Source organism: Panacagrimonas sp. (genome assembly GCF_965216805.1).
In the GTDB taxonomy this organism is placed as follows: domain Bacteria; phylum Pseudomonadota; class Gammaproteobacteria; order Nevskiales; family Nevskiaceae; genus Panacagrimonas.
In genome coordinates this window covers 1,817,368-1,830,249 of record NZ_CBDCGN010000003.1, presented here as the reverse complement: position 1 = coordinate 1,830,249, position 12,882 = coordinate 1,817,368, and the positions used below count along the sequence as shown (strand labels likewise).

At 61.4% G+C, this 12,882-nt stretch carries 7 protein-coding genes; 3 read left to right on the top strand and 4 right to left on the bottom strand.

The annotated features are described in order from the left end of the window. Nucleotides 1–93 precede the first annotated feature (93 nt). Nucleotides 94–993: a beta-1,6-N-acetylglucosaminyltransferase gene (locus ACOOHP_RS21330; RefSeq protein WP_420468481.1), complete on the top strand. Its 900-nt coding sequence runs from the start codon at nt 94–96 to the stop codon at nt 991–993. Here ACOOHP_RS21330 and ACOOHP_RS21325 read toward each other — a convergent pair. Together ACOOHP_RS21325 and ACOOHP_RS21320 are read right to left on the bottom strand one after the other, a co-directional pair. Beyond that, nucleotides 949–3,162, bottom strand: coding sequence for a glycosyltransferase (locus ACOOHP_RS21325; protein WP_420468480.1), 2,214 nt, complete (start codon nt 3,160–3,162; stop codon nt 949–951). The genes ACOOHP_RS21330 and ACOOHP_RS21325 overlap by 45 nt on opposite strands. Before the next feature lie 220 nt (nt 3,163–3,382). Continuing rightward, a complete protein-coding gene (locus ACOOHP_RS21320) occupies nt 3,383–4,849 on the bottom strand; it encodes a glycosyltransferase family 2 protein (RefSeq protein WP_420468479.1) in 1,467 nt (488 codons plus the stop codon). Nucleotides 4,850–5,150: 301 nt separating this feature from the next. Here ACOOHP_RS21320 and ACOOHP_RS21315 point away from each other — a divergent pair, with 301 nt between their 5' ends. Then, a complete protein-coding gene (locus tag ACOOHP_RS21315) occupies nt 5,151–6,881 on the top strand; it encodes a hypothetical protein (RefSeq protein WP_420468478.1) in 1,731 nt (576 codons plus the stop codon). A 311-nt stretch (nt 6,882–7,192) separates the two neighbouring features. Continuing rightward, complete coding sequence (glnE, locus tag ACOOHP_RS21310) at nt 7,193–9,922, top strand: bifunctional [glutamate--ammonia ligase]-adenylyl-L-tyrosine phosphorylase/[glutamate--ammonia-ligase] adenylyltransferase (protein WP_420468477.1); 2,730 nt, start codon at nt 7,193–7,195, stop codon at nt 9,920–9,922. 72 nt (nt 9,923–9,994) lie between these two features. Here the strand turns inward: glnE and ACOOHP_RS21305 are convergent, their stop codons facing one another. Together ACOOHP_RS21305 and ACOOHP_RS21300 are read right to left on the bottom strand one after the other, a co-directional pair. Next, nucleotides 9,995–11,206 (bottom strand): outer membrane beta-barrel protein, encoded by a 1,212-nt coding sequence (locus ACOOHP_RS21305; RefSeq protein ID WP_420468476.1) that lies wholly within the window; start codon nt 11,204–11,206, stop codon nt 9,995–9,997. An 88-nt stretch (nt 11,207–11,294) separates the two neighbouring features. Continuing rightward, nucleotides 11,295–12,683, bottom strand: coding sequence for an undecaprenyl-phosphate glucose phosphotransferase (locus ACOOHP_RS21300; protein WP_420468475.1), 1,389 nt, complete (start codon nt 12,681–12,683; stop codon nt 11,295–11,297). Nucleotides 12,684–12,882: the final 199 nt, after the last annotated feature.

The following is a 12,882-nucleotide window of genomic DNA, read 5'->3' as shown; positions in this document are numbered from 1 at the left end:
CAATCCAAACAGGCATACACCACGCGATAATCAGTCAACCTACGCCGTCCCTGATCGAAGGGGCTGATACTACGGGGATACTGCAACGTTCTTATGCAACCTGCCCATAAAAAACTCGCACTCCTAATTCTGGCACACGAACATCCCAGCCAGTTCGGAAAATTGCTGGAAGCGATAGCGCCCCTCAACGGGCACTGCTTTGTTCACGTTGACGCCAAGGTCGACATCACGCCGTTCCGCCAATTGTCGAAGCGCATTCCCAACGTCCTTCTGTGCGAACACAGGGTTTCAATAAATTGGGCCGGATACAGTATGGTTCAGGCCACGCTTAATCTGATAAATGAAGCGCGCACCTCAGGAGTTTTCGACCGCTATGTCCTGCTTTCTGGAACATGCCTTCCGTGCCAATCAATGCAGCGAATTCGCGAAACACTGGACACGGACCTCGAATACATCGATGCCCGGCTGATCGATCCTAAGGATCACAGCATCTATTTTCGAATAAATCGATACCACCTCATTGATCATACGATCTTGAACCCGAAAACCGATCCGCAGGTGGCGGGTACCTTGGGGGCGAGTTTACGAAGCTATCTGGCGAACTTTCGGTCCGCGATTCCTGCGCCGAACCCATTCCCGCTCCGGTACTACTATGGAAGTCAGTTCTGGGCACTGACGGCAAGAGCCATAGATGCCATACTCGATTACTCTGGAAACCCCGATAATCGCTTCGTCATTGATCGCTTCCGCTTTTCGTTTTGCCCGGACGAAGCGTTCTTTCAGACCATTCTACTCAACAGCATGCCGCACCTATCACGCCGAAACGGATTGCACTATGTGGATTGGAGTGACGATAGCAAAGCCCGGGGGAAGTTCCTGCGAATGGAACACCTGCCGGCCATTCTGTCGAGCGGCAAGCTCTTCGCCCGAAAATTCCACCCGGTGGACTCACGGGAACTCCAAGGCTTGCTTCACGACCACGTCACCGGATGAGTTGAACTGGTCGTAGCCCCACCGGGCCAATTCGTTCGCGTACTTTTTGAACAGGTTCCTGTCCTCGTCCTCAGCGTCCTCGCACCATCTTCCTACGCTTGCAGTGGCCGACGCTGAGGTGGAATGGTCTGCCGTATCGGCATCCACCTCCTGCGACTGCGTCCAGATTGCGGAAACCAACTCGTCGCCGAAAGGAACTCCAAGCCAGGATAGAAGCCTGGCCAGCGCCGCCTCGCTTCGGATGAGGTCTTCGTAGCGCACGATGTGAACCCGGTCCGTGTGGCAACGCTGCAGCTTCTCGGAGAGCTTGATAAACGTGACCAGACTCCGAAACAGCGCATCGTCACCGGAATCGGCACCGAACCCTTTCGAGTACGACGCCTTCTTGTTGAACGCCCGTATCGAGCAGAACACATCTCTCGGATCCCTCAGCAAGACGATTGCCCGCGCGCCGTGATCCGCGGCGAGTATCTCGTCGGTCATCTGCAAACCCACCGCCTTCTCCACGATCCATTCGACCGCCCGCTTGCCCTGCTCATCGGCTACCGCTTCGTAGTAGGCGCGTGCAAGGCCGTAATAATCCAGCAAATCTGCATTATCACGGGACTTCTCTGCCCAGGCCTTGGCGATGCGGTCTGCCGCCATGGGAATGGCGTAGCGCACGCCACGGAATGATTCGAGTTCATTTTCCAGCGCCGGGCGTTCATTGAACTTCGCCGCGAGCAGATACTGGATAATCCGCGTTTCGTAGGGATATTGATCGCGCATCACGATGCTTTTGTGCGCGTTGAGACATTTCGCCAGCAGCGTGCTACCTGCTCGGCCAGTGGAGCATATGAACGCGAAATTCGATAACGGAGCCTTGCTCACAGACACGGCGTCCTTCTCGACCGATGGAGCGTCCGCACTGCTCAGCAGAGAATGGTAGAGTCGGACAAACGGGCCTGCCTCAGCTTGCCCTTGATACTTCGACACCAAGCGCTGAGCCATATCTACGCCGAGCGCCGGATTTGCAATCACGCGCTCAAACGCGTGCATGAGGCTGGTGGAGCTTCCTGCTCGATAATGAACACCGTCAAGACCGTCCGTTACCTTTTCCGCCATCCCGCCAATATCTCCGCATATAACGGGCCGGCCAGCCGAAAATGCCTCTTGTATCGTCAGCGGTGAATTTTCCCACCACCTGGACGGAACGACGACCCAATCCACCGCACGCATCAATTCCGAAACGTTGGACGGTTCGTACGGTCCACAAAACTGGATTCGGTGGTCCGCACGCCCAGATAGCTCGACGATTTTCTGTCGGAAGTCGTCGCCGAATCGCTCGTGTCCACCTCCGTGTATTTCGAGTTCGGCGTACTGCCTGATTTCCTGCGGCAAGCGATTGAAGGCATCCACCAGGATCTCCACACCCTTGTAGGGAGTGATCTGGCCGAAATACCCAAAACGAACACGCCTGGCCTGACTAGATCCGGGCGCGTCGCGCGCGGCTTTGGACGCCCGCGCTCTGGCACCGGACGACCTGAGCGGATTTTCCAGCACCGTGACGCGCGCGGAAGGAAGTCCCCATTCAATATAACGGTCGCGCAGGAACCGGCTTGGCGCGATAAAGCAGTCCACCAGTTTCATGAAGGACTGGATATACAGTTTTCGCATGAAAAAATCCTGCGGGCTGTACTGGGGCATACATAGCGCGCATTCCGCCGGAGTTTCGCGATGACAGAGGCGACCGTCGGACTTAACCATCTGACCGTCTCGGGCGCAGATGGCAAGGAACTCATGCAGCGTTACCACGATCGGACAGGCCGGCAGGGCATTTCTGACTACCCTGATCAGTTCCACGCCGAAATGAAGGTAGTGATGCAGGTGAACGACGCTCGGGTTCAATGCCCGCAGCCACGAACCCAGGTCAGCCGCCATCACCTCCGGCCGCAGGGCGGCGAAGGTGTAGGGGTCGCTACGCACATGAAATAACGTGTCAGTTCCGTTGGGCGCGATTCCCAGCGAGGTTCCAACATGACGTAGCGCGGCCTCGTTGCAGGCGGCTCCAAAGGTGGAACGCCAACCCGGCGCGTCGTTGACCAGGCTATGCAGGGTGTGGGCGGCGATCTCCGCGCCACCACGCGACAGGTCCGGGTGTGCGTGGGCCAGGGTGACCAAGTGATTCATCTGCGGCTTTCTAATGAGGTGAAACCGAGGGTCCTTGAATAACGCCCTTCATGTCCGCGTAGCGCCTGCCCTCGCCAGGCAGGGTTGGGCAGGCAGGTTTCGGTGCGGGCACGAACCGAAGACGGCGTCTGAGGGGCAGGGTTTCCGTTCCCCACTTGTAGCACGCGGGGACGAGCTTCGCGGGAATGACGGGAAACAAATTTGGTTGCGAACGTCCGATTCACGACACGAGCTGACCGTGGTGAGATGCGTAGTGCGTGGTAAACCGCCACGCGTTGACCATCGTGACCTTGGCTCGGAAGTTGGCGTCCCCGATCAAGCCTTGTGACAGGCGTTCAAGGTGGTAAAGGCCCAGCCACGGCAGCACGAAGCACCGTTGTCCCCGCTTCTTGACCAATGCGCACAGGGCGCTGTCCTCGAAATCGCCGTAGTGGAAGGCCTCGTCCATGCCCCCAACCTCGTAGAAATCGGCCTTCCGCATCGCCAGCACGGCGCCGGTGACGCTCTCGGATACCGCTGGCACCTGCAGATTGACCAGATCCGGAGATTGCCCCTTGCGCGGGTGCACGTTGATCAGCGCCCCTCCCCAACGGTCATGCGGTACCGACCGCATGCCCGCGAACTGAACCGAGCCATCCTCATACCGAAGCTCAGTGCCGACCACGCCGGCGTCGGGCAACGAATCAAACGCGGCGGCAAGGTGCCCAATCCACCCTGGTCGTGTCGGAAGGACATCCGAATTCACAAACAGCAGAAACTGGCCGTTGGCCACGCGCGCGCCCAGATTGTTGGCGCCGGCGTAGCCCAGATTGCGGCCACAGGTAACAATGCGGACGGGCGTTGACAGCAATTCGCACATGCCGCTGGCGATTTCGATGGCGGTCTCGTGGATCCGCGGGTCGTCAACCACATAGATGATCTCTGCACTGCTCAGGTCTGGATCACCAGAAAGCAGGGCCAGCTGATACCTCATGAAATCGGCCCGTCCGTACAGGGGGACGATCACGCTGACTACCGGCTTTGCCGGGAGCAGGCCAAAGCGCTCTTCAAGGACTTCGCATTCCGGAATGGTCTCTTTGGTATAGGCGGCTTCAAGCGCCGGTCCCACGTGGTCGGCGATGATCCGGCCCAACTGCGGGTGATTCATTGGATAGGATTCGTGCAACGCCCTGACGAACCAGCGGAAGGATTCAACCGGCCGCACCTGCGCTGACACCCGCATGCACGAGCCCATCTTTAGTTCTATGATGGCGTTCAGCTGACCCGATAACCCGGCGCCCCGCACCAGCGCAATGAAGCCAGCCGGATCGTGCGGCGCACTATGGTTGGGGTAGGCATTGACGACATCTTGCCGGTCCACCCGCGCCCACGATCCAGACAACGGCACGCGGGATCCGTCGGGCGCTTCGGTATACACAGACCCGATTTCTCTTGCCGGATCCAGGCACCAGCCGATCAGGAAGCACCCCAGGTCGCCGACCCTCCAGGCGTGATCTATGGTGAGCTTCGGCCATTCCGGAATCAGAGCTTGTCCAAGTTCGCTAGTATTGCCGTCTTTTTTTAGGTCTGGCGGCGCTAGCTGCGCTTCCTGGGCGGTCGCGTCGTCAGATGTATCGGCTTCGCCGGCTTTGGTGGCGACCAATCTGCGGACAACGTTGAGTACACGTGAGGACAATGGGCGTGTCATGGTCAAACAGTGATTGAACGCTTGTGGTTTTCCCTCTATTTCGAATGGCCCTGGCGCTCGCCGCGGCGGCGCGAGCAGTAATCTAGCCCAATTCCACAGAGAGGGAACGTTGTTTTTTGTACATTCGCAGCCCCATAGTACTGCGCCATCGCCATGAACAACGAGGACAGACAGGCCTCTGCGAATGACGTCTGAATTACAAGAGTTCGGGTCGCCAGCCGCCCCCCGAGGCAGAACAACATCAGTTGAGACGGCGTCGCGGAAGGAACCCGGCCTACCCGTTTCTTCCGCCCCCCCACAATTGCATGTCCATCTGGGCTTCCACAAGACGGCAACGACATTTCTGCAAGCCACGCTGCGGATTAACCTGATCGCGCTGAACGAAGCCGGGGTGGGTTATGCACCACTCTCATCCATACGGAAGAATCTTACGCGTCAGTTCGACCGGATGAGTGAATTTGATATCAGAACGGTTTTCACGGACCTCGCCGGCCCGGCTAATCGTCGACTGATCCTTTCCGACGAGAATCTTTGCGGCAGCTATGCGGCGATTCGCGCACCGACGCCCTATGGACAGTTAACGTCACGGCTCGCCCGGATCGTCCGCTCTTTCCCAGGCTTCGACGTCACCGCGTTCTTCGGCATTCGCCCGTTCTCGGATTTCATCCCCTCTGCATATAGCGAGTACCTGCGCCACCATTCCTTCATCAGCTTCGACGAATTCGTTTCCCCGATTAGGTTGGATCAAGTCAGTTGGTATCAGGTCTTGGCAGAAGCCATCAGGCAACATTCCCGTCTACGCTTCGTCCTTTACGATTTCACAGCTTTTCCGCAGATCCGCAGCGAGCTTCTGAGACACCTGAGCTTCGACGTGTTACGGGAAGGGTACGCGCAGGCTACGGCGTCGCGAGAGTCGTTTACCGACAAACAGATCGAGGTCTTGGCGCGCCGTCCCAATGACCGAGCTACCCTGGTGTCCGCGTTTACCAGAGGCGAGCATCGGCAAGGCGCCAAGTTCCGGCCTTTCCCGGCCGACATCACCAACTTCCTGCACTGCCGATATCGGGCGGACATGCATCTGCTGGCCTCCTGCCCAAACGTAAGCATTCTGGGAGCCGGGAATCTCGACCCGCCTCCCGATCCCCGATCTCCGCCAATTCACGCCAATATAGGTCGCCCCGTGAGCAGAACCTGTGTGGTGTTCCAGTGCCACAACTGGTCCCAAACCCTCGATGCGCGATACCGGCGTCTTGCGCGAGAAGTCGGGCCTGATTGCCGATGCCACGTCATGGTTGATGTCTCCAATGACGACAGCACCGAACGGTGGCGCCACACGATGGCCGCGTCGACAAACCCTGGCGAACTGTTCTGCTTTCGGGCCGATGAGCTGGAGCGCATGGCCGGCTACCGCTTTGTTACCAAGAACATCGTCCCGGGCAGCGCCCACTTCCCCGGACTGCTATTCAGCCGGCAAAGACCCGAGGACTATTTCTGGATGATCGAAGCTGACGTCGAGTGCCGCGGGAATTGGGGAGACATTTTGCGACGCTATGAGGAGCTGCAGGACGACCTGATCTGCGGACATCTCCAGCGCTACTGGCAGTGGCCAAACTGGCCCTGGTGGGTCTCCCTGAAGTCGCCGGCGAATCAGCCTGCGCCCGCAAAGAACACGCTGCTCAAGGGCTTTCTGACAGCTTATCGAATCTCGCTACGGGCTCTGCAACACATCGACGCCGTGCACTTGGCGGGTTGGCGGGGCCACGCGGAGGTGCTGGTGCCAAGCCTTCTGTCACAGAACGGTTACCGCGTCACCGACCTCAATCAAGGCGTGACGCCGTGCTATCTGGGCGACGATCAGAACCCCAACCCCAATCCTACTCGGCAATCGACGTTGCGCTGGCGCCCGGCTATCGCCCGCCAGGAGTTCTCCGAACGAGCGCCAGGAGAAGCCCTACTGTTCCATCCGGTCAAGGACTCTTGGTATTTCGACGGCGCCGAGATTACCGACGTCGCTCAAGTGGACAACGTTTGAGGACGGTAGCGGCGCTTGACACTTTGTTAAGGCTACTTTTCGCCGAAGGCCACGTGGAAGGGGCAACCGGCAAGGACTTCGAAAGTGCGCCGCGCCAGCCGACGTGCTGTGACGACCTGGGCGCATTCGACTCGCCCGCCTCCCGCAGTCAGGACACTCCCGGGAGCAGTCTGCCCGCTCTCCCGCGATCCGGCGAAGTGAAGTCCGCACCGATAGCTTTGAGCGTTTTGCCAGCCATCGCTGGCCCACCCAGATAATCTCTGCACCGGTAAGCTATCGCTGCCTATCAGCAGCACCGACAACATAAGGTTATGTTCCCGCCCCAACCGACGCCAGATGAATGGACTTGTGCCCGCAGAGCCAGTCGCTTCGTGGATGCGGTTCTGTGCCGCGGCCTTGTCCAGTCGGCGCTCACTCCGATAGATAGCAACGCGGCGCTGGCAGATCAGTCAAGCCGTTCGATCATCGCGAAACTCCGCGTGGAGCGCATGCGCTTCATGGCGGCCGTTGCAGCACGCGCGCTGACGTTGCAGGCGGCGGTCGAAGAGACCTTGGAATCAGTATCGGATCTGGCCGAGCATAGTTGCGTCACCGCGCTGTCATTCGCAGGGGATTCTCTCAATCAGAAGCACGGCCAACCTTGCGATGAAGCCGGCACTCCCGCCCACCCCATCATCCTCGCCATGGGCAAACTCGGTGGCCGCGAGCTCAATTTCTCCTCCGACATCGACTTGATCTTTCTGCACACGGCCGATGGCATGACCGACGGCCCGGAGCCGATCGAGAACGAGCGCTTCTTCGTCAAGCTCGCGCAGGGCGTCACCAAGCTGCTGTCCGAAATAACCGAGGACGGCTTCGTCTTCCGCGTTGACACCATGCTGCGTCCTTTCGGCTCGGCCGGACCGATGTCGATGAGCGTGGACGCGGCCGAGGAGTACTACCAGACCCACGGTCGTGAGTGGGAGCGCTACGCGATGATCAAGGCGCGGCCGATTGCGGGGGATATCGCCGCTGGCGAGGCTTTCCTGCAGCGGCTGCGGCCGTTTGTGTACCGGCGCTACCTGGACTTCAACGCGATCAGCAGCCTGCGGGATCTCAAGCGTCGTATTCACGGCGATGTGACGGCGCGCCGTGTGGTGGACGATGTGAAGCTCAGTCCGGGCGGGATTCGCGAGCTGGAGTTCATCGTGCAGTCGTTCCAGCTCGTGCGGGGCGGGCAGGATCCGAATCTGCGCAATCCTTCCTTGAGACCTACCCTCGCCTACCTCGGCGAATCGGGCCTGTTGCCGCCCGAAACAGCTGCAAAGCTGGATGAATGCTACGTGTTCCTGCGCAAGCTCGAGAACGCCATTCAGATGTACGAGGACAAGCAGACCCATCGCCTGCCGCAGGACCCGGACGCCCGCCAGGCTCTGTGCATCGGTCTGGACTTTCCCGACTGGCAGAGTCTGTGTGATCGCTACGGGGAGGTTACGCGCTACGTCAATGAGGAATTCCAGCGCGTGTTTGCGGAACCGGATCGCGAAAGCCAGGAGCCGCCCGCGATGGCGACGGTGCGCCTTGCGTTCGATCCGGGAGGGTCGCGGGCTGACTTGGCATCCGCGCTCGCTGCGCTGGGATTTGTGCCGGACCCGGACAGTCTGGCCCAGCGGCTGATTGACCTGGCGCGCGGTCGCCTGGCGCGCGGCTTGTCGGAGAACGCCGCGCAAACCATGCGCCGCATGCTGGGCTATGTGCTGCAGGAGTCGCTCCAGACCCAAATACCGGTGCGTACCGCCGAGCGTGTGATCGCGGTGGTTCAGGCGATCGCGGGTCGCTCCACTTATCTGACTCTGCTCGACGAGTCGGCCGTGGTACGCGCCCAGTTGGTGCGGCTGTGCGCGGCCAGCCAATGGGTCTCTGAGCAAATCTCGGCCTCGCCGGCAGTGCTGGACACCTTGCTCGATCCCCGCACGCTCTACGATCCGCCGAATCCGCAGACCATGCGCAGCGAGCTGGCCGCCCGGCTCGACGGCATCCCGGTGGAGGACGTGGAAAGCGGCATGGACACGCTGCGCCGGTATCGCAACGAGATCACCGTGCGCATCGCTGCGGCCGACGTCGGCGGAACCTTGCCCTTGGTCCGGGTCAGCGACCAGCTCACCTGGCTGGCCGAAGCGGTGCTGGGCGCAGCCCTGCAGCGGGCGAGGCAGGAACTGGAAGCGCAATACGGAACGGTGACGCTGGAGGACGGTGGGCCGGCGGCGCTGGGGGTGCTGGCCTACGGCAAGTTCGGCGGCATCGAACTGGGCTATGGCTCCGACCTCGACCTGGTGTTCGTCCACGACCCGGTTGCGCATGACAGCGAAAGTGTCGGCGGCGCCCGCGCCCTGCCCGCGGTGGCCTGGTTCGCGCGTCTGGGCCAGCGCGTGGTTCACTGGCTGTCCACGCTGACCCCGGCCGGACGCGCCTACGAGGTGGACCTGGAGCTGCGTCCCAGCGGCCAGTCCGGTGCGGTGGTGGTGAGCCTGCAGGCCTTTGCGAAGTATCAACGCGAGCAGGCCTGGACCTGGGAGCATCAGGCGCTGACACGCGCGCGCTACGTCGCAGGGCCGGCCAGCCTGGGGGAGCAGTTTTCCGCCATTCGCACCGATGTTCTGTGCCGTCCGCGGGACCCTGACAAGCTCGCCAAAGACATCGTGGAGATGCGCGAAAAAATGCGTAGTCATCTGGAAAAACGTCGCGACGGCAAGTGGGACATCAAGCAGGGACGCGGCGGCGTGATCGACTGCGAGTTCCTGACGCAGTACCTGATCCTTCGAGACGCTGCAGCGCATCCGGAGCTGATCCGCTGGTCCGACAACTGGCGGCAACTGGACGACCTGACCGCGGCTGGAAGCCTGTCTCCCGAAGATCGTGAACAGCTGATCGCCAGTTATCGCGCCTACCGCGCATTCGCCCACGCCAAGGCGTTGCAGAGTGAAGAGGCGATGGCGGTGGTCGGCGAACTGGCCGATTCCAGGGCCGCGGTCGAAGATGTCTGGAAGCGGGTTTTCGGCTGATTCCCACGGCCCACGGCGCACGGCGCCCGTCATGCCGATGCCGCGCACGTGCCCTGAAGGTGTGCCCGATCGCTACCGGGCCGGAAACTGAAGCTTGACCTCCAGGCCCGCCTGGTAAGCCTTGTAGCTGCCGCCGGGAATTTCTGCCGAACGGTCTTCCCATTCGTAATAGGGTTTCAGCACCAGCCATCGGCGCACGGTGTACTCGGCGGACACGCTCGCACTCTGCAGGTCGTCGCGACGCTCTCCACCGTTGTCTACCGCAATGGAGTCCTCGAACCGGTCATCCTGCAGCAGGAAATTGGCGTTGAACGACAGCCCCTCGACGGGCTTCCAGTTGCCGCCCACGTTCCAGCCGGTACTGACGACCGTGCTCTCGCCCTGCAGCTCGGAACTGCTGACGCTGCGATACACCCCGGTATACAGCGAAGTCTTTACCGACACCGTGCGGGAAACATTCAGATTGCCCACGAACGCGGAGTTGTCGCCCACATCGACTCCGCGGTTGTCGCGACGACTGGAGCCGGCGCCGAAGCTGAACGTGGTGATCGGGCTGGGCTGCCATGTGCCGACCAGCTGCAGGGTGAGCTGATCGTACTCTTCGATCACGCCAGGACCCGGAGTGCGCCGCAAATAATCGCCTTGACCGACGACGGCCTCCAGGCCGATGTCGCCACGCCCGGAACCCACATAGCTCAGTCCGAACTTGAGGGTTTCCTCGTCCAAATCCTGCTGCTGCGATGTGCTCAGGCTGTAGCGCGCGCGGCTGGCCTGCAGCCCCGGCCTGAATTCGTAGCGACTCAGCAAGCGCAGCTTGGCATCGGCGGCCACCGTGGTGTTGTCGCGGACCGCGCGGTCACCGACGGCGTCGGTGCGGCCGGCAAAATTCTCCAGCGCGCGGGCGTCGCGCAGGGTCACGCTGCCGTTGACGATGCTGCCGACCGCCCAGTTCAGCGAACCGGATACTTCGTGGCCTTCGAAATCCAGTTCGGTGAACCGGTTGTACTCGGTGCGATTGGCGGCAACACCCAGCTTGAGACTTTGCGCCCCCATCGAGTAGTCCGCGCCGACGCCGACGGAGTAGGTCTTGACTGCATCCTCCCGCCTGGGATCGCCGCGTTGCTGCAACGCCGTCGCGTTGTTGGGCAGTCGCAGCACGTTGTTGTCGTACTCCACCGAGCCCGACACGAACGGAACGATCGCCAGCGCCGCCTGCACCTGTCCCGAGGCCCCCAGCCCAAGACCCATGGCCATGCCGAGAATGTCGCCACGTCGAACGCTCATCGTCATCTCCCCCAGAACCTGCCGCCCCCGCCATCGCCCGGTGCTGCCCTCGCAACAGCCGCGGCCAGGCGATCTGGCGTTCACCCCCTCAATACGCGTTCCTGTCCCGGAAAATCATCGCCACCGTCATGAGCACGATCTTGAAGTCCAGCATCGGCGACCAGTTGCGGATGTAGTCCAGGTCGTAGCGGATGCGTTCTTCCATGCGCTCGAGTTGTGCGGTTTCGCCGCGCAGGCCGTGCACCTGAGCCCAGCCGGTCAGACCGGGCTTGACCTTGTGTCGGACCATGTAGCGCTTGACCGCCAGCCGGTAGTACTCGTTGTGTGCAACCGTATGCGGCCGCGGCCCCACCACGCTCATGTCGCCGCGCAGCACATTGAAGAATTGCGGCAGCTCGTCAATGGACGTGCGCCGGATGAAGCGGCCGATGGCGGTGATGCGCGGATCCTGGCGCGTCGCCTGCTGCATGTCCGGGTCGCGGTTGACCTCGCCCACGTGCATGGAGCGGAACTTGTAGATGTGAAAGCGCTGACCGTTGAGCCCGTACCGACGCTGCTTGAAGATCACCGGGCCGGGCGAGGTCAGCTTGATCAGGGCCGCCACCACGATCATCAGCGGTGCCAGCAGGATCAGCAGGGTGGCGGCAAAGACAAAATCGAACAGCTGCTTGAGGATGCCATCGGCCCCGTAGAACGGCGTTTCCGCGACTTCCAGCACCGTCACCCCTTCGATCTCGCGAATCTGCGCCTCGAACAGGTTGATGATCATGAAGTCCGGCACGTAGTAGACCGAGGCGGTGGTGTTGCCCAGGTCCTCCAGCAGGTTCAGCGCGCGCCTGGCGCCGTCGTCGGGCAGCACGATGAACACCACGTCGATCGCGTGATCGCGCACGTACTGTGCGGTATCGCGCGCCCGACCCAGATAGGACACACCTTCAAGCGGTCCGCCGATCCGCTCGATCTCGCGGTCCTCGAAGAAGCCCACCAACTCGAACGCCCGCGAATTCTGCAGGTTGCGCGACAGGCTGCGCGCAGAGTCGTTGACGAACACCACCACCGCGGTGCGGCGACGCACGATGTGCGGAAGAAAGCGCTGCGCCAGCGCCACCGCCAGCTTGTGCACGATCAGCAGCGCCACGGGCGTGCTGACAAACCACAGCAACAACACCCTGCGCGAAAAATGGATCGAGTACTGCGTCAGAAATCCAATCAGCAGCAGCACGCCCACCATCACCACCCACGCCCAATACAGCCGCGTGCCCACCGATCCCTGGCGCCCGGGCATCCAGGGCGTCAGCAGATCGTAGCGCCCCAGCACCACGAAGCCGGTGGCGGACATCAGCAAGGCCATCAGCTGATACTGGGTGTCGAAAGCCTGGCCCAGCAGCCGCGCGATCAGCCACAGGGTGCCGTAGATCACCAGGGCATACAGCGTGCCCTGGAACGCGGGCGCCCAGGACTGTCGAGCGCTACTCATGCGTATGTCCGGCAACCGCAACCGAGCCGGCTCTTCGGCAGGAGGTTCTGCAGCTTGCGCATCGCGATTTCAGGCCCCGTTTGCACTGGAGGCCCGACCCGCGGGCCCCTCTATTTATTCGACGGACCCGAGCGGCACTCAACCCCAACTCGCGCCCTGCAGTCCGGCCCTCGCCGGCAGCGAATCCTCGGCCGACGCT